At 39.5% G+C, this 26699-nt stretch carries 25 protein-coding genes and 1 pseudogene; 15 read left to right on the top strand and 11 right to left on the bottom strand.

The features are described from left to right. Positions 1 to 47: 47 nt before the first annotated feature. Complete coding sequence (locus tag G7074_RS04850) at positions 48 to 875, bottom strand: S9 family peptidase (protein ID WP_124557893.1); 828 nt, start codon at positions 873 to 875, stop codon at positions 48 to 50. Between the two features lie 397 nt (positions 876 to 1272). Between G7074_RS04850 and hemA the strand changes: the two genes are divergently transcribed. From hemA to G7074_RS04780, 14 genes and pseudogenes are all read left to right on the top strand, one after another. Next, positions 1273 to 2499: a glutamyl-tRNA reductase gene (gene hemA / locus G7074_RS04845; protein WP_124557894.1), complete on the top strand. Its 1227-nt coding sequence runs from the start codon at positions 1273 to 1275 to the stop codon at positions 2497 to 2499. 359 nt (positions 2500 to 2858) lie between these two features. After that, positions 2859 to 4439, top strand: coding sequence for a hydroxymethylbilane synthase (hemC, locus tag G7074_RS04840; RefSeq protein ID WP_199748249.1), 1581 nt, complete (start codon positions 2859 to 2861; stop codon positions 4437 to 4439). A 171-nt stretch (positions 4440 to 4610) separates the two neighbouring features. Then, positions 4611 to 5579 (top strand): porphobilinogen synthase, encoded by a 969-nt coding sequence (hemB, locus tag G7074_RS04835; RefSeq protein WP_124557963.1) that lies wholly within the window; start codon positions 4611 to 4613, stop codon positions 5577 to 5579. Positions 5580 to 5756: 177 nt separating this feature from the next. Beyond that, entirely contained in the window at positions 5757 to 7127 is a 1371-nt protein-coding gene (gene hemL, locus G7074_RS04830) for a glutamate-1-semialdehyde 2,1-aminomutase (RefSeq protein WP_124557896.1), read from the top strand. A 109-nt stretch (positions 7128 to 7236) separates the two neighbouring features. Then, the gene (locus G7074_RS04825; protein WP_124557897.1) at positions 7237 to 8103 is read left to right on the top strand and encodes a sensor histidine kinase KdpD; all 867 of its coding nucleotides are present in this window, start codon (positions 7237 to 7239) and stop codon (positions 8101 to 8103) included. A gap of 8 nt (positions 8104 to 8111) precedes the next feature. Next, the gene (locus tag G7074_RS04820; protein ID WP_039477978.1) at positions 8112 to 8816 is read left to right on the top strand and encodes a response regulator transcription factor; all 705 of its coding nucleotides are present in this window, start codon (positions 8112 to 8114) and stop codon (positions 8814 to 8816) included. Beyond that, the gene (locus G7074_RS04815) at positions 8816 to 9331 is read left to right on the top strand and encodes a hypothetical protein (RefSeq protein WP_124557898.1); all 516 of its coding nucleotides are present in this window, start codon (positions 8816 to 8818) and stop codon (positions 9329 to 9331) included. Before G7074_RS04820 ends, G7074_RS04815 begins: the two co-directional genes overlap by 1 nt. 209 nt (positions 9332 to 9540) lie before the next feature. After that, positions 9541 to 10566 carry a uroporphyrinogen decarboxylase gene (gene hemE, locus G7074_RS04810; RefSeq protein ID WP_124557899.1) on the top strand — a complete coding sequence of 342 codons (1026 nt, stop codon included), beginning with the start codon at positions 9541 to 9543 and terminating at the stop codon, positions 10564 to 10566. A 119-nt stretch (positions 10567 to 10685) separates the two neighbouring features. Further along, a complete protein-coding gene (locus G7074_RS04805) occupies positions 10686 to 11246 on the top strand; it encodes a CopD family protein (protein WP_124557900.1) in 561 nt (186 codons plus the stop codon). Positions 11247 to 11431: 185 nt separating this feature from the next. Then, the gene (locus G7074_RS04800) at positions 11432 to 12589 is read left to right on the top strand and encodes a hypothetical protein (protein WP_124557901.1); all 1158 of its coding nucleotides are present in this window, start codon (positions 11432 to 11434) and stop codon (positions 12587 to 12589) included. A gap of 387 nt (positions 12590 to 12976) precedes the next feature. Then, positions 12977 to 13545, top strand: a pseudogene (locus G7074_RS04795) (RNA polymerase sigma factor). Further along, positions 13526 to 14275: a hypothetical protein gene (locus G7074_RS04790; protein ID WP_124557903.1), complete on the top strand. Its 750-nt coding sequence runs from the start codon at positions 13526 to 13528 to the stop codon at positions 14273 to 14275. Before G7074_RS04795 ends, G7074_RS04790 begins: the two are co-directional and overlap by 20 nt. Positions 14276 to 14361: 86 nt before the next feature. Next, positions 14362 to 15147: an outer membrane beta-barrel protein gene (locus tag G7074_RS04785; protein WP_124557904.1), complete on the top strand. Its 786-nt coding sequence runs from the start codon at positions 14362 to 14364 to the stop codon at positions 15145 to 15147. 197 nt (positions 15148 to 15344) lie between these two features. Further along, on the top strand, positions 15345 to 16337 hold the full coding sequence (locus G7074_RS04780) for an ABC transporter ATP-binding protein (protein WP_166207201.1): 993 nt from the start codon (positions 15345 to 15347) through the stop codon (positions 16335 to 16337). A gap of 7 nt (positions 16338 to 16344) precedes the next feature. Here the strand turns inward: G7074_RS04780 and G7074_RS04775 are convergent, their stop codons facing one another. Further along, entirely contained in the window at positions 16345 to 16755 is a 411-nt protein-coding gene (locus tag G7074_RS04775) for a hypothetical protein (RefSeq protein WP_166207198.1), read from the bottom strand. Positions 16756 to 16891: 136 nt separating this feature from the next. On the opposite strand from G7074_RS04775, the gene G7074_RS04770 reads away from it, so the two are divergent. After that, positions 16892 to 17452: a DUF4230 domain-containing protein gene (locus tag G7074_RS04770; protein WP_166207195.1), complete on the top strand. Its 561-nt coding sequence runs from the start codon at positions 16892 to 16894 to the stop codon at positions 17450 to 17452. 117 nt (positions 17453 to 17569) lie between these two features. Here G7074_RS04770 and G7074_RS04765 read toward each other — a convergent pair whose 3' ends face one another. The 9 genes from G7074_RS04765 to leuC all read right to left on the bottom strand — a co-directional run bounded on the left by G7074_RS04765 (position 17570) and on the right by leuC (position 26657). Then, positions 17570 to 17917 (bottom strand): cupin domain-containing protein, encoded by a 348-nt coding sequence (locus tag G7074_RS04765; protein WP_166207192.1) that lies wholly within the window; start codon positions 17915 to 17917, stop codon positions 17570 to 17572. A gap of 166 nt (positions 17918 to 18083) precedes the next feature. After that, positions 18084 to 19334 (bottom strand): threonine ammonia-lyase IlvA, encoded by a 1251-nt coding sequence (gene ilvA / locus G7074_RS04760; RefSeq protein ID WP_166207189.1) that lies wholly within the window; start codon positions 19332 to 19334, stop codon positions 18084 to 18086. A 157-nt stretch (positions 19335 to 19491) separates the two neighbouring features. Next, complete coding sequence (locus G7074_RS04755) at positions 19492 to 20652, bottom strand: 2-isopropylmalate synthase (RefSeq protein ID WP_124557912.1); 1161 nt, start codon at positions 20650 to 20652, stop codon at positions 19492 to 19494. A gap of 10 nt (positions 20653 to 20662) precedes the next feature. Then, complete coding sequence (gene leuB / locus G7074_RS04750) at positions 20663 to 21754, bottom strand: 3-isopropylmalate dehydrogenase (RefSeq protein ID WP_166207186.1); 1092 nt, start codon at positions 21752 to 21754, stop codon at positions 20663 to 20665. Positions 21755 to 21817: 63 nt separating this feature from the next. Further along, positions 21818 to 23287: an ATP-binding cassette domain-containing protein gene (locus tag G7074_RS04745; protein WP_205944158.1), complete on the bottom strand. Its 1470-nt coding sequence runs from the start codon at positions 23285 to 23287 to the stop codon at positions 21818 to 21820. Continuing rightward, a complete protein-coding gene (leuD, locus tag G7074_RS04740) occupies positions 23287 to 23871 on the bottom strand; it encodes a 3-isopropylmalate dehydratase small subunit (RefSeq protein ID WP_124557914.1) in 585 nt (194 codons plus the stop codon). The genes G7074_RS04745 and leuD overlap by 1 nt, the downstream gene beginning before the upstream one ends. A gap of 101 nt (positions 23872 to 23972) precedes the next feature. Continuing rightward, positions 23973 to 24734: a class I SAM-dependent methyltransferase gene (locus G7074_RS04735; protein WP_124557915.1), complete on the bottom strand. Its 762-nt coding sequence runs from the start codon at positions 24732 to 24734 to the stop codon at positions 23973 to 23975. Between the two features lie 120 nt (positions 24735 to 24854). Further along, on the bottom strand, positions 24855 to 25148 hold the full coding sequence (locus G7074_RS04730; RefSeq protein ID WP_124557916.1) for an antibiotic biosynthesis monooxygenase: 294 nt from the start codon (positions 25146 to 25148) through the stop codon (positions 24855 to 24857). 96 nt (positions 25149 to 25244) lie between these two features. After that, on the bottom strand, positions 25245 to 26657 hold the full coding sequence (gene leuC, locus G7074_RS04725; RefSeq protein WP_124557917.1) for a 3-isopropylmalate dehydratase large subunit: 1413 nt from the start codon (positions 26655 to 26657) through the stop codon (positions 25245 to 25247). Between the last annotated feature and the right edge of the window lie 42 nt (positions 26658 to 26699).

The raw sequence follows: 26699 nt of genomic DNA, 5'->3' as shown, positions 1-26699 counted from the left end.
TTAATTCTATCCTGTGCCATAAAATATTATGGCCCAAGATAAGTAATTTACGCTTCCTCCAAAAACATCAAAACCTTCTCACAGACCTTAAACAAAAGTGGCGGTAAGTTTTCGCCCGTATAAGGTTGCGAGGCGCCATAAACATGGTTGGCGCCTTCAATTTTAACCAGTCTGCTGGCCGGATTGGCATCTGCCAGTTGCTGTGCCATTTCGAAAGGAACATTTACATCATCATCACCTTGCACAATTAACCAGGGAATATTAATCCGTTTGGCCGCTTCCACAATGTTTAGAGTAATTGCGTTTTCCTGCAAATCCTGTAACAGCGTTACGTTTAGTGGCATTTGCTCTTTAGTTCTTGCATTGGTTACAAAGATTTTTCCGTTTTTCTTCCATTCAGCTTCCTGCTCTTTTTTCCATAAACTATTAAAATCAGCAATGGCACTCCAGGTAATCAGTTTGTCTATTCTTAAGTCGTTTGCAGCTTCAATAATCGATAAACCACCACCGCGGCTATGACCAATTAAATTCACCTTTGTTTCGGTACCATAGGCTTTTTCTATAAAATCCAGTACCGCATTCAAGTCAAACAGCTCTTTTGATACGGTGTTGCTGGCAAAAGTTTCGAGGTCGGTTACATCCTGTGGGTGATCGACCGGTACGCCGCTGTGCGATAAGTTAAATTTAATATACCGGTAACCATTGCTGGCGAAATATCGGGCCACCAGATTATGCGCTCCCCAATCCTTAAAGCCTTTAAAGCCATGTACAAAAAGAATAATGGGCGTATTTGGGTTCTTTTCATCAAAAGTGATATCGCCAATAATTAATTTTCCGTCTGAACCGCTAAGGCTAAAATTGCTTTGTGTAATCATCGTTTAAGGTGTTGGTATCAAATATAAGCCTACTAAAGTAGATTTTGTTGTCAGTTTTTTAATGTTTGTCGCAATTGCCCCTTATTCATAACTGTTTCGGCAGTTTAGCTTAACCATAGCAAGTTTAATAACAAAACTAAACATTAAAATACGGTGTCAGGCAACCATTTGGCAATAATTTCGTAATATAAATATTGGATTAAAAGTGGTTGGAAACCAGTTAGAACATAGTTGAAAGCCTTAAATTCGTCACTGATTTTAAGGTCTTTAAATGGATTGTCAAAGTTTTGCAGCTATTTAAAACCGTTCTAAATTAATGTAAATTACAGATTAATGACGCTGACATCCACCAACCGTGTTACTTTTGTATCCCGATAATAGTTAATAACGGAAGCACTTGGAATATTTAAAAGTAATAGCTTTTACGCATCACCACATCGACCTGAAATCTTTAGGGAAATTAGTTATTTGTGATCAGAGTCTGGATAGCAGGTTGAAAAATATTCAAACAGAGCTTCCTGTAAGCGAAATTTTTTATATCGGTACTTGCAATCGTGTGGAGTTTGTTTTTCTAACTAAAGAAAAAACCGACAAAGAATTCGTAACCAGGTTTCTTACTGTTTTAGACATGGGCCTTCCGGCTGAGTTTATGGAGCGTTTCCTGGATAATGTAACTGTTTACGAAAACGAAGAAGCCTTTAACCATTTATTAAGAACATCTTGCTCGTTAGAGAGCTTAGTGGTAGGCGAAAAGGAAATCCTGGCACAAATCCGCAGAGCTTACGAGAACTGTCGCGATGCAGGTTTTACCGGCGATTACATGCGCATGATTATGGAACGCGTGGTTAAAACAGCCAAAGAGGTTTATACCCATACCAATATTTCAAAAAATCCGGTTTCAGTTGTGTCATTAGCTTACCGCAAGCTAAAAGAATTAAATATGTGTGGTAACTCACGTGTTTTAATTATTGGCGCGGGCGAAACCAACCAGAATATTGCCAAATACCTGAACAAGCATAAATACTCAAATTTCTCTGTTTTCAACCGTACTTTAGCTAAAGCCGAATCGCTTGCCGAAGAGTTAAACGGGAATGCATATCCTTTAACTGCACTCGAAGATTTTAAAGAGGGATTTGATGTAATTATTACCTGTACAGGTTCTACAGAAACGATTATCGACGAAAAACTATATGCCAAATTGCTTAATGGCGATACCAGCAAAAAAGTAATTGTAGATCTAGCTATCCCTAACGATGTAGCTCCGGCGGTAATTCACCATAATCTGGTGCATTACATCGAGGTTGAGTCTTTAAAAGAAGTGGCTCGCAAAAATATCCAGGAACGTTATAACGAACTGGTTCATGCCGAAGATATTATCAGCAACAACATCACCGAATTTTTCTCTGTTTTAAAACAACGTCGCATCGAAATTGCTATGCAAGAGGTGCCAAGAAAGATTAAAGAAATCAAAAATACAGCTATAAACGGTGTATTTGCCGAAGAAATTAGCCAGATGGATGAAGCATCGCGCGAGGTTTTAGAACGTGTAATGAATTACATGGAGAAAAAATACATCAGCGTACCTATGGTTATGGCTAAAGAGATTCTGGTTAATCAATCTTAAATTTAACCACAGCTTAATTTCATTTTCCCTTTATTGCTATTTACCGGTTGCTGTTATTCTAACGCGGTGAAATTAAACGGCTGTATATTTCACCTACGGTTCAATTGCCGGGTCTGTACCAGCTTGGAGCTATTTGGATATTAGAATGCGATAGGTTTTGAATGATACGGCATCATGCCTGAAACATTCAGTCACTCAAAACTCACTCATTTGTTCAAAAACTTATTCTTGAAAACAATCACCTTATGTCATAGAAATCCCCTTAATTACCCCCTCTGTAACCTCACTGTCTCATTTTTAAACAATTCATGGTATAAACCACTATTTAATTTAAATTTGCAGCTCATTTAATCTTAATAGTGAAGAAATTAACCATCGGAACACGCGGTAGCGACCTGGCTTTATGGCAGGCTAATCATATTAAAAATGAATTGGCAGCCATTGGAATAGAAGCCGAGATAAAAATCATTAAAACACAGGGCGATAAAATCCTGAATTTAAGATTGGATAAACTGGAAGGCAAAGGTTTTTTTACCAAAGAACTGGAAGAAGAGCTGTTAGGCGGAACAATTGATCTGGCTGTACATTGCCTTAAAGATTTACCTACAACACACCCTGAAGGATTAACTATTGCTGCTTTGCCTCCTCGCGAAGAAGCCAGCGAGTACCTGTTGATTTTAAAGGATTGTGTGGATATTTCGCAGAAACTATCTCTTAAAAAAGGAGCTATGGTAGGTACTTCATCTAATCGCCGTAAAGCCCAGTTATTGGGTTTGCGTCCTGATTTAGAGGTAGAAGATTTGCGTGGAAATGTGCCTACACGGATTGGTAAATTGCGCGACGAAGATTACGATGCCATTTTGATTGCTAAGGCCGGTGTTAAACGTTTAGGACTTGATGTGAGTGATTTACACATTGAAGAACTCGAAACAACCGAATTTATTCCTGCTCCTGCACAGGGTGCCCTGGCTATCCAGATCAGGGAAAACGATACAGAACTTTTTGATGCGCTTCAAAAATTGCACGATCCGGAAACGGCAGAAACCGTAAATGTAGAACGTAAAGTGCTAAACCTTTTCGAAGGCGGCTGCCACATGCCACTAGGCTGTTATTGCCAAAAGGAAAACGGAAAGTTTGAAGTCTGGACTTCTAAAGCTGAAACCGCCGATCATTTTCCTGAGCGTTTGTTCTTGCGTGCCGATACAACAGAAGGTTTAGCCGAAAAAATCGTGGCTAAATTTAATACAGAAAGAAAAAAACCGGCAAAGGTTTTCATCTCCCGCGAAATTGGCGAACACAGCTATTTTCGCAGGGCATTAGAAAATAATAATATTGAAATTGAAGGTCGTTCGTTAATCCGTACGTTCCCGATTGTTACTGTTTTAGATCAGTTTATTCTGCGCCATGTAGATTGGATTTTCTTCAGCAGCCGCAATAGTGTAGAATACTTTTTCAACCTGAAGCCGGTATTGCCAAAGAAAACCAAATTTGGCGTAGTGGGCAGAGGTTCGGAAGATGCCTTGCGTAAATTTAACCATTTTGCCGATTTTGTTGGTGCAAGCGGCGATATTACCGAAGTTGCTGAAGATTTCGCGCAACTGGTTGGTGGACAGCAGGTATTGTTTCCAAGAGCACAGGATTCTTTACAGTCGATCCAGAAATCGTTACCAGCTGATGCCAAAATAATCGATCTGCCAATTTACGAAACCGTAATTGAAGATGACATTGACCAAAGCTATGCTGATGTACTGATTTTTACCAGTCCCTCAAACGTTGATGCCTATTTCGCCGATAATTTATTGGAGCCAGGCCAGCAGGTAATTGCGATCGGGAATTCTACAGGTAAGAAATTTGATGAAATGGGAGTAAAATATGCTTTGCCGTACTCACCCGACGAAATTGGATTAGCTGAAGCCGTGTTCGGAATAGAGATGAGGTAGAAATGCGGAGGGTTGAAAGGTTTAGGGTGTAAGGTGGAAAGCTGAATACCTTTCTGAGGAAAACCATCTGTGAAATCCAAAAATCTGTGTAATCGCCCCGTAAGGAAAAAATAAAGAGATACTCAAGTTATGAGACTAAAATCATGATACTTGATACTAATAATACAAAAAATGTTACATCGTCCGCGTAGATTAAGAAAAAACCCATTGGTGAGAGAGATGGTGGCCGAAACCCGGTTATCAAAAGATATGTTTGTGTACCCTTATTTCGTGGTGCCAGGTACTAATGTTACCCATGCTATTGATGCCATGCCAGGAGTTAACCATTATTCGGTTGATAACCTGGTTAAAGATGTAGAAGCCGGATTGAAAAAAGGTCTAAACAAGATCATGCTGTTCGGGGTAGGCGACGAAAAATCGGCTGATGCCAAATCGGCGTATCACGATCATTCTTTAGTACCAACTGCTGTGCGCGAGCTTAAAAAACAGTTTGGTGAGGATTTATATGTAGTAACCGATGTTTGCGTTTGTTCTTACACCACGCACGGGCATTGCGGGATTATGGAGAACGATTACGTTCAAAATGATAAAACCGTTGAAGTTATTGCAAAAATGGCTTTAACGCATGCCGAGGCTGGTGCAGATATGTTTGCTCCATCGGATATGATGGATGGCAGGATTGCTGCAATGCGTAATCTTTTAGATGCAAACGGTTTTGTAAACGCGGCCATTATGAGCCATGCTACCAAATTTGCTTCAGCTTATTATGGTCCGTTTAGAGAAGCTGCTGATTGTGCACCTAGTAAAGGTGATAGAAAAGCTTACCAGATGGATTTCAGAAACCCATTAGAAGCTTTACGCGAAGCACAGCTGGATGAGCAGGAGGGAGCCGATGTTTTAATGGTAAAACCAGGATTGGCTTATCTCGACATCATTCAACGCTTAAAACAAGATACCAGGTTGCCAATTGCGGTTTATAACGTTTCGGGCGAATACTCGATGGTTAAAGCAGCTGCCGAGCGCGGATGGATAGATGAACAAAAAGTAGTAATGGAAACCATGCACGCCTTTGCAAGGGCCGGCGCAAGTATTATTACCACTTACCACATTAAAGATATTTTAAATAACGATTGGCTTTAAGGTGGAAGGCAGAAGGTTTTAAGGTTGAGGGTTTATGTGCCCAAAAATCTTTCAATTGCTGCCTTTTAATCTTTAACCTTAATAACTTGTGGTAGAAGATAGAGATTTTTAAGAGTCGAGGGGCTTATACGCCCTAAGCCTTACGCCCTCTACCTTCTAACCTTCAACCTTAAAAAGATGTTAGATTCATTAAAAAAAATGTTTTCAGGCAATGAAGCCGATATTCCGGTAAATACAGGTAGCAAGCCTGATATTTCGAGGGTAAAATCTGCCGAACTGTACGAGAAATCAAAAACCTATTTCCCGGGTGGAGTAAACTCACCTGTAAGGGCTTTTAAATCCGTTTATGGTACACCACTTTTCATCGAGAAAGGTGATGGTTGTTATATCTGGGATGCCGATGGTAATCAGTTTATCGATTTCTGTGGCAGCTGGGGGCCATTAATTTTAGGACATAACAATCCAAAAATCCGCGAAAAGGTTACCGAGGTAATGCAAAACGGAATGAGCTTTGGCGCACCAACGGCTTTAGAAAATGAACTGGCAGAGCTGATTATCAAAAATAACCGCTTTGTAGAAAAAATCCGTTTTACCAGCTCGGGTACCGAAGCCGTAATGTCGGCTATACGCCTGGCAAGAGGATTTACCGGTCGCGATAAAATTTTAAAATTCGAAGGTTGTTACCATGGTCATAGCGATTCGTTATTGGTTAAAGCCGGCTCAGGTTTGGTAACCTTTGGCGAAACTTCATCGGCAGGTGTTCCAAAAGCCTTTGCCGAAGAAACAATTGTTGTTCCATTGAATGATATGGCAGCGATTGAGCAGGCTTTTACACAATTTAAAGATCAGATTGCTGCGGTAATTATTGAAGGTATTCCGGCAAACAATGGTTTAATTATGCAGGATGAAGCCTATATTCAGTTCCTGCGTAAAATTTGTACTGATAACGATTCGCTTTTAATATTTGATGAAGTAATTACCGGTTTCAGGGTTGGTTTTGAAGGTGCGGCAGCACACTATGGCATTACGCCTGATATTGTAACCTATGGAAAAATCATCGGTGGTGGTTTACCTGTAGGAATGTATGGCGCGCGCGCCGAAATTATGGCGCATATTTCTCCTGATGGGGGCGTATATCAGGCCGGAACATTGTCTGGTAATCCGGTAGCCATGGCTGCGGGGATCGCTACTTTAACCGAACTAAACAAATCGGGCTTTTATAAAGATTTAAATAACAAGGCTCAGGAATTTGTAGCCAGCATTCAGCGTTTTGCTACTGCGCGCAATTATAAATTTAAAGTGTTTACTATTGGCTCTATCTTCTGGTTTGCTTTTACCGATAAAGATAAAATCCAATCGGCCGATGATATTGATGCCGGTAGCATGGAGAAATTCAAAGTGATGCACCGCGAATTATTAAACAGAGGAATTTATTTAGGCCCATCGGGATATGAAGTTGGTTTCGTATCTTCAGCACATACTAAGATCGAATTAGAGAAAGCGAAACGTGCTATTTTTGAGGCCCTAGATTTGGTTTTTAAGAAGTAAAGAGATTTTAACCACAATGCGCACAAAGTTTGCACAAAGAACGCTGAAATAGGAGCCAGATTGTGTAATCCAAAAATCTGTGTAATCAACCCGAAGGAAAAATCGAAAGATGAAGAAGTCAATAATCATATTTTACGCGTTACTGCTTTACGCATTAATCCAGCTCATTTCGTGGGGTACTTTGGTGGTGCGCTTGCAGCCAAGCCGCATGACCATGATTATGGGCGAGGGGTCGGTGTTTTTATTTTTGCTCTGCATTGGCGGTTATTTTTTACACCAATCATTAAAACGCGAGGATAAATTAAGAGAACAGCAGCAAAATTTTCTGATGTCGATTACACATGAGCTGAAATCGCCGCTGGCTGCCATCAAACTTTCGATACAAACTATTGTAAAAAGAGATCTTGATAAAGCCAGGCAAACTTCATTATTGAATAACTCATTAAAAGATATAGAACGTTTAGATGATTTGGTCGAAAATATGCTGTTGGCAACCAAGATTGAAAACCGCTCGTATAGTTTTCCGAAAGAGGCATTTAATTTTTCAGAGCTGGTAGCTAAAATTACCGACCGATTACAAGTACACTCCTGTGGCTGTGAGCAGATCATAAATGCTAAAATCCAGCCAAATTTGCAGCTTGTGGGTGACAAATTTGCCTTATCGTCAGTAGTGACCAATTTGATTGAAAATGCAGTAAAGTATTCGAACCCTTGCGACGAGATAAATGTGCTTTTAAACGAATTAGATGGGCATATTCACCTCAGTGTGCTGGATAAAGGCCCGGGTATTTCAGATGCCGAAAAAATGTTGATATTTGATAAGTTTTACCGCGTTGGTAACGAGAATGTCAGAAAAGCGAAAGGAACAGGTTTAGGCTTGTTTATTGTGAAAGAGGTTTTACAATACCATGATGCAGATATTACAGTAAAAGACAATCTGCCTCAGGGAAGTATTTTTGAAGTAACATTTAGTTAATCTCAATTATGTCACAAAAATTAAGAATTCTATTGGTAGAAGACGAGGATCACTTGTTAGATGCTATTAAATTAAACCTCGAACTTGAAGGATATAAAGTTCACGCCGTTAAAGATGGCAAAACCGCTCTTAAAGTATTTAAAGAAGAACGCTTCAATCTGATTGTATTAGATGTAATGCTGCCCGAAATGGATGGCTTCCAGGTTTGCGAAACCATACGTTTAGAAAATGCAGAAGTTCCGATTATGTTTTTAACAGCAAAAAACACTTCGGAAGACCGTGTTTTAGGTTTGAAAAAAGGAGCCGACGATTATTTGGTTAAACCATTTAACTTAGAAGAACTGATTCTTCGAGTTGGTATTTTGGTTAAACGCAGTTTAAAATCTGATGATTTAAAGGAATTAAATTCTTACAAAATCGGCGATAAAACAATCTATTTTAACTCTTTTGAGTTGAAACACGATGATGGTACCATTACACCATTAACCAAAAAAGAAACCATGTTATTGAAACTGTTAATCGAGCGCAAAAACGATGCAGTTTCGAGAGAACAGATTTTGGAAACAGTTTGGAATTACGATGTTTATCCTTCAACCAGAACGATCGATAACTTCATTTTAACTTTCCGTAAGTATTTCGAACCAGATCAAAAAAATCCAGTTTACTTTCACTCCATCCGTGGGGTAGGTTATAAATTTACCGATAGTCATTAATGTACAATAATAAAGGCAGGTATGCTTTAATGGCAGTTTTTGTGCTGGCCGGTTTGGTTTGTGTTTTTTATAATCAATATCAGCTGGCAGCCGTTTCGGGGCTTTTATTTGCCTTTGTTGTGTGGAGTCATTTTAAACACAGTTCGGTTTTAATGGCTTCAAAGCATTTTAAAAATAACGAATTTGGTAAAGTGAAAGCTTTGCTTGCGGAGGTGGCAAAACCAGAGCGTTTAGCTAAAAGCCGCAGAGGTTACTATGAATTTATGCAAGGTAACATGGCGTTGAAAGAAGAGGAGTGGGATAAGGCCGAGTATCACTTTCAACTGGCCAGCCGTTTTCCGGTGGGAGGTAAGAACGAGAAGGCTTATGTATTGATTCATCTGGCTAATTTAGCTTTGCGTAAAAAAGATCGGGAAAGGGCAGAGGCCTATACCAAACTGGCTAAAGAACTGGCCGAAACACAGCGATCGAAAGACATCATTGTTAAAATAGAAAAGGAAATAAGCAAAATATAATAGGACTATTGTCATTTTGAATAACGAAGCACCAGTTTAGCGATAAAAAGGTACTTCGTTTTTTTTTTATTTATACCTTTGCGAAATTAATATTTTGGACTATTCGTTCTTTAGCAATTCGTCATGCTGAATTTATTTCAGCATCTCTTTGTAAGTTAGACCCTGAAATGAATTCAGGGCGAGGATAAGTACAACACCAAATACAAATCATGAAGAATAATTTATTTTTAGACGCAGCATTTTCAAAACAAACAGAACGCCCACCCGTGTGGATGATGCGTCAGGCAGGCCGTTTTATGCCGCAATATTGGGAGATTAAAAACAAATACTCTTTTTTAGAGATGTGTAAAAACCCTGAAATTGCAGCAGATGTAACCATGCTGCCAGTTGATTTGTTGGATATTGATGCCGCGATTTTGTTCTGCGATATTTTGGTAACAGGTGAAGCCATGGGCGGAGATTTAAGTTTTACGCAAGGTGTTGGTCCTAAGTTTGCAAATCCTGTACGTACTGCACAAGATATTGAAAACCTGAATGTTGATTGTTTAGATGAATTACAATATGTAGCTGACGCGATTAAAGTTATTCAACAACGTTTGGATAACAGGATTCCGTTAATTGGTTTTGCTGGTGCACCGTTTACGGTAATGAGCTATTTAATTGAGGGTGGTTCATCTAAAGATTTCAAATTAACCAAGCTTTTTATACACAACCAACCAGAGTTGGCACATAAGCTTTTAGCAAAAATTGCTAAAGTAACTGCCGATTATCTTAACCTTCAGATTGCTGCCGGTGTAAACGCTATCCAGATTTTTGACAGTTGGGCGCTTGCCTTATCGTGGAACGATTACCAGGAGTTTTCTCATCGCTACATTCAGGAAATCATTTCAAACTTAAACCGAAAAGATATTCCGGTTATTTCTTTCTGTAAAGGAAGTTCGGTTTTTGCGCCAATTATGGCTGAGGCTAAGCCAGATGTAATTTCGGTTGACTGGAATGCTGATTTATTGAATATTAAAAATGCTTTGCCAAAAGGTATTGCTGTACAAGGTAATTTAGATCCACATATTTTATACGCCGATAAAGCCGTTATTAAAGCACAGATCCACAAATTATTCGAACGCATGCGTGGTACCGAAGGTTTTATCTTTAACTTAGGTCACGGTATTATGCCAGATATTCCTTTCGATAACGTAAAATATGCGATTGAAGTAGTGAAGGAGTTTAGGTATTAATTGATAGCTCAAGCATAATCACTAAATCACGTCACGCTGCTATTGGATTTAGCTCAGGGTCTCTTCTACAAAAGAGATGCTGAAACAAGTTCAGCATGACGTAAGTTAGAATAACTAAAATGATAGAAACCTTGTTGCCATATTATGCTTACTTTAAAGCGGTTCACATTGTGTTTGTGATTAGCTGGATGGCTGGGTTATTTTATATTTTAAGTATTTTTATTTACCATACCGAGGCTAACGAGAAACCCGAACCAGAAAAAAGTATCCTCCAGAAACAGTTTGTTAAAATGGAGGATACTTTATGGAAAATTATTGCCACTCCGGCAATGATTATTTCGGTATTGGCAGGAGCATCTATGTTAACTTTAAACCAAGGGCTGCTACAGGCCGATTGGATGTGGGTGAAGCTTGCTTTCGTTGTTGGTTTACTTGTTTATCATTTCATTTGCCAAGACATCGTAAAACAGCTTAAAAACAATCATTTTAAGTTAAGCAGTTTCCAGTTGCGTTTATGGCGCGAACTCGCTACCATTTTTATGATTGCCATTGTATTTGTGGTTATCCTTAAAAATGCTCTCAACTGGGTTTATGGTTTAATCGGCATTATGGGCGTTGCTATGGCCATAATGATTGCAGTTAAATTATATAAAAATTATCGTAAAAAGCGCGGTGAATAGCCTTTTAAGGCAAAGGCACTAAGTCAAGGATACTATTGTAATCAGGGGCGTTGCAAAAGCTTTGTGTTCTTTGTGCCTTCGTGGTCAGACAAAGAGCAACTTTGTTTTCTTTGCGTAAACTTAGTATACTTCGCGGTTAAATAAACGAAAAACTATTCTAAATTTGAGCCATAAAATCCAAGCTCATGTTTATACAAACGGGTCTGAAAAAGACCGTACTTTTTATATCCTTTCTCTTCAGTTCTTATTTAGCTTCGGCGCAATTTAATCAATCGGCTTTCGAAAACAGGATCCGCCCGGATAGCAGTTTAACCAACGAGGTACATTTTAATTTTTACAATTTCAATTATGTGCGTAATTACGAGTATACCAACGATTTTCACGATGGTTATACCTTATATGGTACACAGTTACAGCCGCAAATTGTATATTATGCGCACCCGAATCTGGCCATTACTGCCGGAGCTTTTATCCGTAAAGATTTTGGTAGAAATGGGGTGAGCGATGCCAAACCTTTATTCAGTTTAAAGTACCACAAAAGAAACCTGACCTTAATTTTCGGAAGCTTAGAAGGTGGCATTCAGCATAAATACATTGAGCCGCTTTACGATTTCGAAAGAACCATTACTACACCAATTGAATATGGTACACAGCTTTTGGTAGAACGCAAAAGATTTAATTTAGATGCCTGGATTGCCTGGCAGAAGATGATTTATAAAGGCGACCCGGCCAAGGAAGAAATTATAGGTGGTTTATCTACCGAAACCACACTTGCCGAAAGTAATGGCTGGAAATTTAGTGTACCTGCACAGTTTTTAGCTTTTCACCAGGGCGGTCAGATTGATGTGCTTAAAGACATACCGATTAGCACTTTATTTAATGGTGCGGCAGGTTTAAAATTACATAAGGCCATTAATACGAATATTAAGCAGGTATATGCCGATAACTATGTTGCAGTGTATAAAGACCTTTCGCCCGATAAAAGAAGGGCTTACGAAGGTGGTTTTGGGTTATGGCTGAATGCAGGTGTAGAAAGTAAATGGGGAAGTTTAGTGGCCTCATACTGGAAAGGGAATAATTTTATTTCGATTAAAGGTATGCCACTTTATGAATCAGTTTCAGATAATTTATACAGTCCTGGTTTAAGGCAGAGTGCCCGAAACATTGTTTCGCTGCGTTATGCTTACCAAAAAGAGCTGGTCCCACATTTATATCTCGATGTTCGTTTCGAACCACATATCGACCTCGATCATACTGATAAACAACTTCAGTTTAACCACTCATTTTTCTTAACCTACAAACAGGACTTTAAATTGTTTAAGGTGAAGAAGGCAGAAAGGTAAAAGCGAAAAACTAAACGCTTGTTTCCTCATTCATTGCATCTGACTGAACTCAGGTGCAATGAAATAATTTTCAAACCTCGTAGATTTCTAAAACCTACGAGGTTTATTGTTTTTGAGCATCACCTTATGTTTTTTAAACCCGATAGAAGCGAAAGCACGAAGGCAAGGAACGAACCGAGGCTTTGGAGCGGATAGCGGGACATCCTGCTAAGAAATGCTGCCTGTTCATTTTTCCATAAAAAATCTATATCTTTCTCTGGAAACTGCTGCATGTTTATCTTGCTGATAATCAGTGGTTGTAAAAATAAATTTAACTTTATTTAACTTTTTCTACTACCCCATGCAACCATTGTTTGTAATTGACCATCTTCTATATACAAACACACAATGAAATTGACGCGAAGCTATACGATAAACGATTTGATGGAAGGCTGCAAAGCCGGCGACCGGAAGATGCAGGAGCTGCTGTACAGGCAAACTGCATCGAAAATGCTGGCCGTTTGTATGCGCTACGCCAAAGATAAGATGGAAGCTGAAGATGTACTGCAAATGGGTTACATTAAAGTTTTTCAGAAAATTAAGGAATACCGGGGGAAGGTTCTTTTGAAGGTTGGATTAGAAGGGTAATGGTAAACACAGCCATTGAAAGTTACCGCAAAAACCTGCGCAGCTTAAATGTGGTTGAAATAGACGAAGCCTATGAACAACCTTCAACAGGATTTGATTTTAGCCGTTTAGGTATGCAAGACCTGATGAAAGTGATACAAAAACTGGCAGATGGTTACCGGATGGTTTTTAACATGTACGTAATAGAGGGCTACTCGCACAAAGAAATAGGCGAAACACTTGGCATCTCAGAAGGAGCAAGTAAATCGCAGTTATCGAGAGCCCGGGCAATATTAAAGGAAGAAATTATAAAAATGGAGGGATTTGGTTATGCAACCTACACAGGATAAGGATTTTGATCAGCTGTTTAAAAATGCTTTTGACGATGCAGAGATCACACCATCGCGGGATTTATGGAGCAATATTGAAAGCGAAATTGAGCCAAAGAAAAAAAGGATTATACCCATTTACTGGTTATCGGCAGCTGCGGTATTAGTGGTAGTTACAGCAGGTATTTTAGTTTATCAGAAACAAAATGTTAATCCTAAACAGTTAACAAGCTATGTTGTACCTAAAGTAAAACCAGTTGTGGTAGAGCAACCTGTTCAGGATTCGGTTGTTACCAAGGTTAAGCCAATTGAAAAGACAGAAGTAGTTTTACCAGTTAGCACTAAACTAGCTACCAGTTTGGCTAAAATTACCGCTAAAAAAGTAGTTAAACCTGTAGAAAAACAAAAAATAGTTACTGCTCCCGAACTTTTAAAACAAGGAACTACTATAGCTAAAACAGAAGAACCTAAAAAGGATATTAAGACAAGAATTGAAGAAGCGATTCTTCAGCCTGAGAAAGAGATCGTAATTGCGGCTAATCCTACGCCAGTTAAGGTAGATGAACCCATTAATGATAACGATGAGCAGAATATTAAAAATATCCGTAATGTGGGCGATGTGGTAAACCTGATCGTAAACAAGGTAGATAAGCGGAAAGATAAGTTTATCCAGTTCAGAACTGATGACGACGATTCTTCGCTATCATCAATCAATATCGGGCCCTTTAAAATAGGCAAACGGAAGAAATAACAGTTTGCAATTCACAGTTATCAGTTTTCAGTTAACAGCATCTGATATTAAAATATTACAAAATTAAACATAACAAACACACAGATATGAAACGTCTAATTTTTACAACACTTTTGGTAAGCGGGCTTGCCGGTGTTATGGCTCCAGGTGCTTTTGCACAACAAGATACCACCAAAAAGAAAATGGATTACAGTGAAGGTCATGGTATTATTATAAAAAGTAAAACAGCAGATTCAGTTAAAAAAGGTCGTTTTGTTGGCGGAATTACCTTTACCCGGGTTGATTTGGGTTTCTCGAGGTTAATTGATAACGGAAGTTTTAATTTATCGCCAAACAATGATTTTTTAGATTACAAAGGTGGTAAAACCAGTACATTCTCTTTTGATATCTTACAACTTGGTTACCGTTTTAATTCGAACTTTAAAGTGTATGTAGCGGGTGGTTTCGATTGGACTTTGATTCGTTTAAGAAAAGATATTACCATCGCTAAAAATTCAAATGAATTTGTTTACACCGATCAGTCGCCGGTACATTTCTCTAAAAATCGTTTCTCGAGCAGCTATGTGCATATTCCATTAAACTTTGAATTCCGCACTTCAGAAAATAGAAATGGCAAAAGATTTTACCTGGTGTTAGGTCCTGAAGTGAGCTTTTTGTTAAACGGAAAGATTAAACAAATCAGTGCAGAGCGTGGTAAAGAGAAACAATACGATAGCTACCACTTTCAGTCGGTTCGTTACGGAGGTACAATCAGGTTCGGATACGGTGGTTTGGGCTTGTTTACCAAATACTATTTCAACGATATGTTTACCACTTCGCAGCAAGCAGGTTTAAAAAACATGAGCTTCGGGGTTACTTTTGGGTTAAATTAGCCCATATATCCCCTGAAGGGACTTGATTACAACAACACACAAATGAACAGATCCTGTTTCGGTTAGGCGAGACAGGATTTTTTGTTTAACATGTTTTCAGAAACATTTCAGAAGTTAAAATACTTGGTTTATTATGTAAGTGATTTTGCTTTCAGCTTTAGTCTTTCTGCATTAAGCTTATTCACTATCTTTACCCCGTGAGCAATATCCTAATCAGTGTTAAAAATTTAACGAAGCAATATCAGGCAGAACAAGCCGGCGGGATTAAAAATGTAAGTTTTGAGATCAAAAGAGGTGATGTAGTAGCCATTATAGGCGAAAGTGGAAGCGGAAAATCTACCCTGCTGAAATCAATTTACGGTTTGCTGAAAACCGATGAAGGAGAAATCTATTTTGAAGACAAGCGCGTTAAAGGACCAGATGAACAACTGATACCTGGCCATAAGCAGATGAAAATGGTTACTCAGGATTTTTCGTTAAATATCTATGCGAAGGTGTACGATAATATTGCCTCACAATTATCCAATACAGACTTGAAAACCAAAGCCGATAAAACTTTGGCCATTATGGAACATCTACGGATTTTACCACTCCAGAATAAAAAAATAATAGAATTGAGCGGTGGCGAACAGCAGCGTGTGGCTATTGCCAAAGCTATGGTTTCGGATACGCAGGTTTTGCTTTTAGACGAGCCTTTTAGTCAGGTTGATGCCTTGCTTAAGAACCAGCTACGTGCCGATATTAAACGTGTAGCGGCAGAAACTGGCGTAACCGTGATCCTGGTATCACACGATCCGGCCGATGGTTTATTTTTGGCTGATCAGTTGCTGATTTTGCGTAACGGAGAACTTTTGCAAACCGGCAAACCAGCCGAAATTTACCAGCACCCAGCCCACATTTATACAGCCCAAATTTTAGGTAACGCAGTGGTTTTGCCAGCTGCTGATGCCGAAAAAATTGGTTTAAAAACACAAAAAGATACTGTGGTATTCTATCCCGAATGGGCAGAGGTGAATAGCAACTGGAGTAGCAGGCGTTATGAAGTAAAAGATGTGTATTACAAAGGCTTTTATGATGAATTGCTGCTGGAAAGAAATGGCGTTCATATCCGTGCCATACAATTGAACAGGGGAGAGCATAAAAAAAACGACCACGTTCAATTGAACATTAGTCGTTTTTTAGAGTTTTAAATCTTATTTACAGGTCGTTTCCTACTAATACTATTTTTATTCTTACTGTTGAGGTAGGTTTTATAGGTGTTGTTGCCTGATAATCTGAACTTTGTACATCGATAGATATACCTCCTTTATATACTTCGAAACTGTAGGCATCTACGTTATAAACAAATGGTAGTGCAATGTAACTTGCGCCGCTGTTATATGAAATGTAAACCAGCGTTCCTTCATTGTCTATATGAAACTGATCTATTTCCGGAACTGAAATATTGGCTGAATATGTTTTTCCGTCATTGCTTAAAACCCACGCGCTAGGAGCCACATCTTTAACTACAGTTAAAATGGCATTGCTTGGTTGAACAATGGTGTCTTTTTTGCATGAAGCCAGACCTAGTGTGGCAATGCATAGCAATAAGATAGTAAGTTTTTTCATGTTGATTAGTTTTTATTTGTGTGTGTGGTTTTCATATTACAAATCTTCTGCCAAAAAATGCAAGACGCTATTTATGGATTAATTATTGTACAGTGAGGCTGGTAAACAATTGTTAAATTTCCGTTTTTTAAATAATATGAAGCTCTTTATTCGCCTCTTGCCTTGGTTAATCCTCCTGATTGCAGGCTATTTATTTATCGCTAAAAAGTTCAGCATCAGTACCACTGTGGAAAGTAAACATCAGCTCCTGGTCGAGAAAATTGAAGCTATAGGTAAACTGGAGCTGGTTAGGTACCAAATTAGTGACGTTTTAGAACATAAAAACAAGACAGACTTTTTGCCTGAAGCCAGTGTTTTGCTCATTGTTAAGGCCGAAGCAGTTGGTTGTATCGATTTAACTAAAATTACCCGCGAAGATATCCGTATTGATGCCGATACAGCTGTAGTAAATTTACCACAGCCCGAAATCTGTTATGTAAAAATTGATCATAAAAATTCACGGGTGTACGATACCAAAATGGCTTTCTTCAGAGAAGCCGATCTGGTAGATGAAGCCTATAAAGCAGCCGAAAGGCAGGTAGCTGCTGAAGTGAAAAAGTCGAACATTTTAATCCAAACGAAAACCAATGCTGCCAATGTATTGAAACCGATTATTGAAGGTTTAGGATATAAAAATGTGAGGTTGACTTTTGAGTGAACTAAAAGGTAATTTCCAAATAGCGTCACCCTGAATTTATTTCAGGGTCTCTATGTTAAGAGGTGCTGAAACAAGTTCAGCAAGACGATAAATTTTACTTTGGGCTACGGACTTTTGCTACAGAAAATCCTCCCGGTGTGGGTTAAAGATATCAATCAATAGTCCTGCTTCGAGGCAAACCACCCCATGGAATACATTACTTGGTGCAAAGAAAACATCGCCTTCGTTTAGGATTTTTTTATCCTCGCCCATACTTACTTCAAAACTTCCCTTAGCTACATAACTCATTTGCAGGTGAGGGTGGTTGTGTACAGATCCGATGGCTCCTTGTTCAAAAGCTACCTTAACCAGCATCAAGTGCTCATCGTAAGCCATAATTTTGCGTTTAAGACCAGCGCCTAAATCTTCCCAATCAATATCGCTGTCAGAAATTAATGCTTTGTTGGTTAAGTCTTTGAAGTTCATTTTATTATTAAGTGCTGTTGTAGAGAAAACGTCATCTCGATTGAAGCGTAGCGGAATGGAGAGATCTATCTCAAGATAGATTTCTCGACTTCGTTGCACTCCGCTCGAAATGACGGCTTGGCTTGGTGTTCTCTGCGATAAACTTTGCGCCCTTTGCGGTTAAATCTTAAACCAAATACTCAAACAGGGTCTGATCCTGATTCAGCTCAATGATTTCAAATTTAAAATCTTTCATGCGTTGTAGTAAACTCGCATAATCGTTTTTGTTAGAAAGCTCAATGCCTACCAGCGCCGGACCATTTTCTTTGTTGGTTTTTTTAATAAATTCGAAACGGGTAATATCATCCTGCGGACCCAATACCTCGTTTACAAATAATTTTAAAGCACCTGGTCTTTGCGGAAAACGAACGATGAAATAGTGTTTCAAACCTTCGAAAAGTAAAGATTTCTCTTTAATCTCCTGCATACGTTCTATGTCGTTGTTTCCACCGCTCACAATACAAACTACCGTTTTACCTGCAATCTGTTCTCTGAGCTGATCTAATGCCGCAACAGACAGTGCACCGGCAGGTTCAACTACAATGGCATCTTCGTTATAAAGTTTCAATATCGTGGTACATATTTTCCCTTCGGGAATCAAATGCATCTGATCGAGCAGTTCTTTGCAATATTCGTAAGTAATATGACCAATTCTTTTTACTGCAGCTCCATCTACAAAACGATCTATTTCATCTAAAGTAAAAGGCCCGCCGTGCTCCATAGCAGTAACCATTGATGGTGCACCCAATGGCTCAACACCTACCAGTTTAACATCGGGTTTAACTGTTTTTAGGTATGCGCTTACGCCCGAAGCCAGTCCACCACCACCTACAGGCATTACTACCATGTCTAAATCTGGCAGATCTTCAAAAATTTCAACACCAACAGTTCCCTGTCCTTCAATTACTTTTTCATCATCAAAAGGCGGAATAAAAGTAGCGGCATGTGCTGCGCTGTAAGCCAAAGCCTCTTTTAAGCAATCGTCAAAAGTATCGCCAACCAAAACCACTTCTACATTGTCGCCACCAAACATATAAGTTTGTTTCACTTTTTGCTTTGGGGTAATTTCGGGCATAAAAATAACACCTTTAATGCCTAGTTTTTTGCATGAGTAGGCAACACCTTGTGCATGGTTTCCAGCGCTGGCACAAACAACTCCGTTAATTAACGATTCCTGAGGAAGCGAACTGATTTTATTGTAAGCACCACGTAATTTATAGGAGCGCACAATCTGCAAATCTTCCCTTTTTAAATAAATATTGGCATTGTAGTAAGAAGAAAGTCCGGCATTAAACTCAAGTGGGGTACGTTTTACCACGCCTTTGAGCCTTTCGTTTGCAGATTTAAAATCCAGTGTATGTGGTGTTGTAGTATTCATTTTTATAGTATCAGGTATTAGAGGGGCAAGTATTAAAACTTGTTCTCTTATATTTTTCTTTTCGTCATTGCGAGGTACGAAGCAGTCCTAAAACTATAGCTGTTAGTAAATCCTAGCGCTTTAAGATTGCTTCTTACCTCGCAATGACGGGTTATTGCTACGCTAAATGCAAAGCAACCAATTGGTTCAAATCAGTATCGTTAATGCCTTGTTTGCTATCGGCTAAAACTAAAAACTGTTTGTAAACAATATCAAGGTGTTCTTTTTCTAATTTATGGCCTAAACGCTCTAAATGGTGTTTTAAGGCATGGCGACCACTTCTTGCAGTTAATACAATAGTGGCATCAGGAAAACCAACATCTTCTGGTTTAATAATTTCGTAGTTCTCGCGGTTTTTCAAGAAACCATCCTGGTGTATACCCGAGCTGTGCGAAAATGCATTGGCACCAACAATAGCTTTATTAGGCTGCACCGGCATGTTCATCTGGTTTCTCACACTGTGGCTAATATCGTAAAACTGAGTAGCATCAATGCTGGTGTTTAAGCCCAACACTTTGTGCGTTTTTAAAATCATTACCACTTCTTCCATCGAAGTATTACCAGCGCGTTCGCCAATACCGTTAATGGTACATTCTACCTGGCGGGCACCGTTTTGTAAACCGGCAATAGAGTTAGCAGTAGCTAAACCTAAATCGTTGTGGCAGTGAACTGAAATAATGGCATTATCGATATTCTTTACATTTTCCTTTAAGAAAAGGATTTTCGAACCATATTGGTCTGGTAAGCAGTAACCGTTGGTATCGGGAATGTTTACTACCGTTGCACCGGCAGCAATTACCGCTTCAACCATTTTGGCTAAAAATTCGATATCGGCACGACCGGCATCTTCTGCATAGAACTCAACATCTTCAACATATTTTTTGGCATATTTTACCGCTTCAACTGCACGGGCTAAAATATCCTCACGTGTGCTGTTAAATTTATGTTTGATGTGGAAATCAGAAGAACCAATTCCAGTGTGGATACGAGGTCTTTTGGCATAACGTAAAGCATCGGCAGCCACATCGATATCATTTTTATTGGCGCGGGTTAAGGCGCAAATAATAGGATGAGTAACCGCTTTCGATAATTCGATAACGCTATTGAAATCACCTGGGCTTGATACCGGAAAACCAGCTTCAATTACATCTACGCCTAAAAGTTCGAGTGATTTAGCGATTTCTACTTTTTGGTTTGTATCTAACTGGCAGCCTGGAACCTGCTCGCCGTCACGTAAGGTCGTGTCGAAAATATAAACTTTGTTCGGGTCGTGAATCATAATCTTAGGTTTAGGATGTGATTAATTTTTGTGATAAGAATTTCAATACCAATTTACCCATTTCGGCTGTGCCTAACACTTTAAAACGGTTGGTAGTTTGGTCGGCTATATCATGTGTTCTGAAACCTTCTTTCAATACCTGGTCAATGGTATCAACCAATAGTTTCGCTTCCTCTTTAAGTCCGAAACCAATTTCGAGCATTAAGGCTGCCGATAGGATAGAAGCAAGCGGGTTAGCCACATCTTTACCTGCAATATCGTGAGCCGAACCGTGTATTGGCTCAAAGAAACCAGTGCTTTCGCCAACCGAAGCCGAAGCCAGCATACCCATTGAACCTGCAATTTGCGAAGCCTCATCAGTTAAAATATCCCCAAATAAGTTGGCGGTTAACACCACGTCGAACTTTTTAGGGTTTTTAATTAACTGCATGGCTGCATTATCAATAAACATGTGCTCAGTTTCTACATCAGGGTATTGTTTGGCAATTTCCTGAACCGTTTCGCGCCACAGGCGAGAGCTTTCTAAAACGTTGGCTTTATCTACTGAACATAATCTTTTATTACGCTGTTGTGCGGCCTGGTAAGCTTTATGCGCAATACGCTCTACTTCGTAACGGTGGTAAATCATTAAATCAGAAGCAGTGTTTCTGTCTTCTGAACGTGTTTTCTCTCCAAAATATACATCACCTGTTAATTCACGGAAAAACAAAATATCGGTTCCCCTTAAAATTTCAGGTTTAATGCTTGATGCCTGAAGAAGCTCATCGAATAGTAATATCGGACGGAGATTGGCAAATAAACCCAGTTCTTTGCGGATTTTTAATAAACCTTGTTCAGGCCTAACTTTTAAACTTGGGTCGTTATCGTATTTGGCATGGCCAATGGCACCAAATAAAATGGCATCACTTTGTCTTGCTTTTTCTAAAGTTTCATCCGGCAAAGGCTCGCCGGTTACTTCAATAGCCGCATGGCCCATTAAAGCTTCTTCAAAAACAAAATCATGACCAAAAATTTCTGCAATTTTTTCTAATGCTGCTTTTCCCCAGGTGGTGACTTCCGGGCCAATACCGTCTCCAGGTATTACTAAAATGTTCTTCTTCATGTTAAATTCTCCTATGCTCGGCCATGATTTGATGGATTTAAAACTATCCTGTAAATCTGCGGCCTAGCTCAATATTTCTATATTTAAACTTTCGACGACTTTTACTTCGCCTTTTTCTAATAATATTCTTTTTTCAAGGCAGGTTGGCAGCTGCGATTCAAAATGGCCAACATAAATTACGGTCATGCCGTTGCTACACAGTTCGTCAACCAGCTGGTTAAAACGCTGTGTTTGCTGCAGGTCTAAGCCCTGACACGGTTCATCCAGAATTAACAATTCGGGATTTTTGATGATGGTTCTGGCCAGTAAAACCAGTCGCTGCTTACCCAACGGAAGTGAGGTGAGCAGCTCATTTTTATTTTCAGTTAAACCAAAATATTCAACCAGTTCATCAACCTGGCTGCTTTTGGTATAAGGCAATTGCTGAAAAAGCCCTACGGTATCGTAAAAGCCCGAAGCAATACTTTGCCAAACGCTTGCAGTGGCATCGAAATACCAATGAAATTCTGGTGATATCAGCCCAATGTGCTGCTTAATATCCCAAATACTTTCGCCACTTCCGCGACGGTTGCCAAACAGATAAAGTTCGTTCGCGTACGATTGTGGATGATCGCCATTTACGAGACTTAACAAGGTAGATTTACCTGAGCCATTGTGGCCTTGTAAAAGCCATTTTTCACCAGCCTTAACTTCCCAATTGATGTTTTTAAGCACCTGTTTTTCGCTATAGCTGATGTTCACATTAACCATTTTAACGATATTATCGGACGAATAAACCGGCGACTCTTTTAAAAAGACAGGAATTTCCCTGTTATGCACTTCAAAAGTCGCTGCAGTGTTATCTCTGGTATACGAAGTTACAATTTGCCCGTTTTTAATTTCAGCATAACGGTGAATGCACGATGGCAACTCCTGATCATTACTGATTAAAATCAATTGTACCCCCTCATCAGTAATTTGATCGAGTAGGATATTCAGGTTTTTACGCGAAGCGGTATCTAAACCTGTATAAGGTTGATCGATAATCAGTAACTGCGGCTTTAACCACAAAGCTTTAACCAGCTGTAATTTTTTGTGCTCGCCACTTGATAACTCGATTAACTGAGAGCTGGCAAAAGTAGAAAAACCAAGGGCTTCTAAAATCAGTTCAACACGATCAAAGTGAAGGCCTTTTTCTTTTCCAAAATGTACCAGTTCGGCATGCACGGTTAAAGTATCTTTAGCCTGCTGGCTGGTATAACGCTGCTGATAATAAAAGTTGGCAACGCCTTCAAGGTTTTTAAACTGATACCAGCTATCAACAAATAAAACCTCGGCAGGTAATTTACTTTGCGGGTCGAAATCAATTTCGATACTGCCCTGTGTGGCATTTATGCCAGCAATAGCCTTTGCTAAAGTAGTTTTTCCACTACCGCTTTCGCCCCACAAAACCCAATTTTCGCCAACATTTATTACCCAATACAATTCCTTAAGCACCGCTTTGTTGCGGTACGCCAGGTTGAGCTGCTGAATGTGGACAAATGGTTTAAACATTATCTTGCCTGTTCGAATTCTTCGATTAGTTGTTTTTGAGCCAGGATGAAGTCGATATCATCGTAACCGTTTATTAAGCACGATTTTTTATATGGATTGATTTCGAAAGATTCCTGTGCACCATTTTCTACAATGGTAACGGTTTGGTTTTCCAAATCTACTTCCAATGCTGATTGTGCGTTAGCATCAACCGATTTGAAGATTTGTGCCAGAAAATCGTCGCTTACCTGAATAGGCAATAAACCATTATTTAAGGCATTCCCTTTAAAAATATCGGCAAAGAAACTGCTGATAACGGCATCAAAACCTGCGTCTTGAATAGCCCATGCAGCATGTTCGCGGCTACTGCCACAACCAAAGTTTTTACCGGCAACTAAAACGCGGCCGCTATAGGTTGGGTTGTTCAATACAAATTCGGGCTTTGGTGTATTGTCGCCATTATAACGCCAATCGCGGAACAGGTTTTCGCCAAATCCCTCGCGTGTGGTGGCTTTTAGAAACCTTGCCGGAATAATCTGGTCGGTATCTATATTTTCTATGTTTAATGGCACTACTGCCGATGTCAATTTTGTGAACTTTTTCATTTTTAACGTGATTTCACTGATTTAATGATTACACCGATTGCCGGTCATCATCCATTGTTTTATTTTTTATTTGGATGTTAAGCTTTATGCATTATCACCTTCTACCTTTTGAGGGCTTTAACTCTTATTCTCCTGTAGTCGGCTATCCATTCTCCGTTAATAAAGTAATCGGGTTTCAGGATTTCAACTGCCAGGTTTTTGATTGCTTCGGCCTGCGCTTCGTCTAAATTTTTAAATGCATGTTGGGCAAACTGGTTAATCCAAATGTACATGCCTGCTTCGCCGATTAGTTTTGTTGGCCTATCGAACAACCAAACTTGTTCTACTTCGAAACCTTTCGATTCGAGCAGGCTCGCATAGGTACTAACGGATGGAAAGTACCAGAAATCGGTTACCACCTGATCCGTAAACCCCAGCTGACTGGCGGCAGCAGCGATGGCATCGGTAATGCTTTTCACATTTCCTTTACCTCCAAATTCGGCTACCAGCCTTCCGCCAGGTTTTAAACTTTTAAATAAGCCGTCGGTTAAGGCTTGCTGGTTTTCAATCCAGTGGAAAGTAGCGTTGCTAAAAACTGCATCGAAGTTTTCCTGATAGGGAAGGCTTGCTCCATCTACCACTTCGAAGCTCAGGTTGGGATACGCTGCTTTTGCATTGGCTACCATATCGGCAGACGCATCGGTTCCCAGAACCAGTGCTCCACTTGCTGCAATTTGTGCCGCCAGCTGACCTGTGCCACAACCTACATCTAAAATATGTTCGTCGGCTTTCGGCGCCAGCCATTGCAAAACATCTGCTCCGTAATCTGATACGAAGTGATGCTGCTTATCGTATAATGTTGCATCCCAAACTATTTCTGGCATAACTACTTCTTTTATTTTACCACCTTAGATACCTAAGACTTTTTTAATTTTAACCCCATAGACATATATAAACGGTTTGAGTTTTATAGTCGTGGACTTAACCTTCTACCTTTTTAACCTTCAGCCTTCTATCTCTAAATAATGCTCAACTGTTGGAAAAGGATCATAAAAATGATGCAATAACTTTTTCCAATCCTGATAAGCTGCCGAGCCTCTAAAACCTGCTGTATGGTCTTCGAGCGTTTCCCAGTTCACCAGCAGGATGTATTTATCGGCTACTTCAACACATTTTTTAAGTTGGTGCGAAATATAGCCTTTCATTGCACTGATTATTTTTTCGGCCAGGTTAAAGGCTTTTTCAAAATCGGCCGATAAACCTGGCTTTACATTTAATATGGCAACTTCTAAAATCATAATTTAATTTTTTCGCCATTGCTACTGCATTAAGATTGCTTCGTGCTTAGCAATGACAATTTTGACTATGGGTTTTAGTCCTAAACCTTCTACCTTTTAACCTTCTGCCTTTTCGAGCAGCTCTCTTACGTCAGTAATTTTTCCGGTAACAGCAGCAGCTGCAGCAGTTAAAGGACTTGCCAATAAAGTACGGGCATTTTGTCCCTGTCTGCCTTCAAAGTTTCTGTTCGATGTAGACACACAATATTTACCAGCAGGAATTTTATCTTCGTTCATCCCTAAGCAGGCGCTACAACCTGGCTCGCGTAACTGGAAACCTGCAGCTTCGAAAATTTTATCCAAACCTTCGTTTTTAGCTTGCTGTTCTACTTGTTTCGAACCCGGAACAATCCAAACGGTAACGTTATCTGCTTTGTGTTTGTCTTTTACAAAATTGGCTACTTCGCGCAAATCTTCGATACGTGAATTGGTACAACTTCCGATGAAAACATAATCGATTGGTTTACCAATTAGAGCTGAATCATCGTCAAAACCCATATAATCTAAGGCTTTTTTGTATGATACTTTTTCAGTTTCTGGTTGCGCTGCGGTTGCAGGAATATGTTCCTGAATACCCATTCCCATTCCCGGATTGGTACCATACGTAATCATCGGGGCAATATCTGCAGCATCGAAAGTTAAAACACTATCAAATTTCGCATCTGCATCACTGTATAATGTTTTCCAGTAAGCTAAAGCTTTATCCCATTCTTCGCCTGCAGGAGCAAACTCGCGTCCTTTAATGTAGTCGAAAGTAATTTGATCAGGAGCAATTAAACCACCACGTGCACCCATTTCGATACTCATGTTACAGATCGTCATGCGGGCTTCCATGCTTAAAGCTTCAATTGCCGAACCTGCATATTCAATAAAATAACCTGTACCACCAGCTGCAGAGATTTTGGCTATAATGTATAAGATAATGTCTTTTGCACCAACACCTTTTGCAAGCTCGCCATTAACCTCAATTTTCATGGTTTTAGGTTTCGATTGCAATAAACATTGCGTAGCAAAAACCTGCTCCACCTGCGAAGTACCAATGCCAAACGCAATGGCACCGAAAGCACCATGTGTAGAGGTATGGCTATCGCCGCAAACCATGGTTTTGCCAGGTAAGGTAATGCCTAGTTCGGGACCGATAACGTGAACAATCCCTTGAAAAGGGTGACCTAAACCATATAGTTCTACTCCAAATTCTGCACAGTTTTTGGTAAGCATGTCTACCTGATAGCGCGAAAGTTCTTCTTTTATCGGCAACAACTGATTTAACGTTGGTACGTTATGATCGGCGGTGGCTACAGTTTGTTTCGGACGCAAAACAGGCAATCCTCTTTTGCGCAAGCCATCAAATGCCTGCGGAGAAGTTACCTCGTGTATTAAGTGTGTATCAATGTATAAAATATCAGGAAATCCTTCTTCACTTTTTACAACGTGAGCATCCCAAATTTTTTCTACTAATGTTTTTGACATTTTTTATATAATTATTTAAACCTCACAGGTTTCAAAAACCTG

It is taken from the genome of Pedobacter sp. HDW13, assembly GCF_011303555.1.
Classification (GTDB): Bacteria; Bacteroidota; Bacteroidia; order Sphingobacteriales; family Sphingobacteriaceae; genus Pedobacter.
This window is presented reverse-complemented; position numbering and strand designations above follow the sequence as displayed.

What these genes read in the sequence shown, in the direction of transcription:
- G7074_RS04850 (WP_124557893.1), bottom strand. Translation starts at nt 875, where the DNA reads ATGATTACACAAAGCAATTTTAGCCTTAGCGGTTCAGACGGAAAATTA.
- hemB (WP_124557963.1), top strand. Translation starts at nt 4,611, where the DNA reads ATGTTACATCGTCCGCGTAGATTAAGAAAAAACCCATTGGTGAGAGAG.
- hemL (WP_124557896.1), top strand. Translation starts at nt 5,757, where the DNA reads ATGTTAGATTCATTAAAAAAAATGTTTTCAGGCAATGAAGCCGATATT.
- G7074_RS04825 (WP_124557897.1), top strand. Translation starts at nt 7,237, where the DNA reads ATGAAGAAGTCAATAATCATATTTTACGCGTTACTGCTTTACGCATTA.
- G7074_RS04820 (WP_039477978.1), top strand. Translation starts at nt 8,112, where the DNA reads ATGTCACAAAAATTAAGAATTCTATTGGTAGAAGACGAGGATCACTTG.
- G7074_RS04815 (WP_124557898.1), top strand. Translation starts at nt 8,816, where the DNA reads ATGTACAATAATAAAGGCAGGTATGCTTTAATGGCAGTTTTTGTGCTG.
- hemE (WP_124557899.1), top strand. Translation starts at nt 9,541, where the DNA reads ATGAAGAATAATTTATTTTTAGACGCAGCATTTTCAAAACAAACAGAA.
- G7074_RS04805 (WP_124557900.1), top strand. Translation starts at nt 10,686, where the DNA reads ATGATAGAAACCTTGTTGCCATATTATGCTTACTTTAAAGCGGTTCAC.
- G7074_RS04800 (WP_124557901.1), top strand. Translation starts at nt 11,432, where the DNA reads ATGTTTATACAAACGGGTCTGAAAAAGACCGTACTTTTTATATCCTTT.
- G7074_RS04790 (WP_124557903.1), top strand. Translation starts at nt 13,526, where the DNA reads ATGCAACCTACACAGGATAAGGATTTTGATCAGCTGTTTAAAAATGCT.
- G7074_RS04785 (WP_124557904.1), top strand. Translation starts at nt 14,362, where the DNA reads ATGAAACGTCTAATTTTTACAACACTTTTGGTAAGCGGGCTTGCCGGT.
- G7074_RS04775 (WP_166207198.1), bottom strand. Translation starts at nt 16,755, where the DNA reads ATGAAAAAACTTACTATCTTATTGCTATGCATTGCCACACTAGGTCTG.
- G7074_RS04770 (WP_166207195.1), top strand. Translation starts at nt 16,892, where the DNA reads ATGAAGCTCTTTATTCGCCTCTTGCCTTGGTTAATCCTCCTGATTGCA.
- G7074_RS04765 (WP_166207192.1), bottom strand. Translation starts at nt 17,917, where the DNA reads ATGAACTTCAAAGACTTAACCAACAAAGCATTAATTTCTGACAGCGAT.
- ilvA (WP_166207189.1), bottom strand. Translation starts at nt 19,334, where the DNA reads ATGAATACTACAACACCACATACACTGGATTTTAAATCTGCAAACGAA.
- G7074_RS04755 (WP_124557912.1), bottom strand. Translation starts at nt 20,652, where the DNA reads ATGATTCACGACCCGAACAAAGTTTATATTTTCGACACGACCTTACGT.
- leuB (WP_166207186.1), bottom strand. Translation starts at nt 21,754, where the DNA reads ATGAAGAAGAACATTTTAGTAATACCTGGAGACGGTATTGGCCCGGAA.
- G7074_RS04745 (WP_205944158.1), bottom strand. Translation starts at nt 23,287, where the DNA reads ATGTTTAAACCATTTGTCCACATTCAGCAGCTCAACCTGGCGTACCGC.
- leuD (WP_124557914.1), bottom strand. Translation starts at nt 23,871, where the DNA reads ATGAAAAAGTTCACAAAATTGACATCGGCAGTAGTGCCATTAAACATA.
- G7074_RS04735 (WP_124557915.1), bottom strand. Translation starts at nt 24,734, where the DNA reads ATGCCAGAAATAGTTTGGGATGCAACATTATACGATAAGCAGCATCAC.
- G7074_RS04730 (WP_124557916.1), bottom strand. Translation starts at nt 25,148, where the DNA reads ATGATTTTAGAAGTTGCCATATTAAATGTAAAGCCAGGTTTATCGGCC.
- leuC (WP_124557917.1), bottom strand. Translation starts at nt 26,657, where the DNA reads ATGTCAAAAACATTAGTAGAAAAAATTTGGGATGCTCACGTTGTAAAA.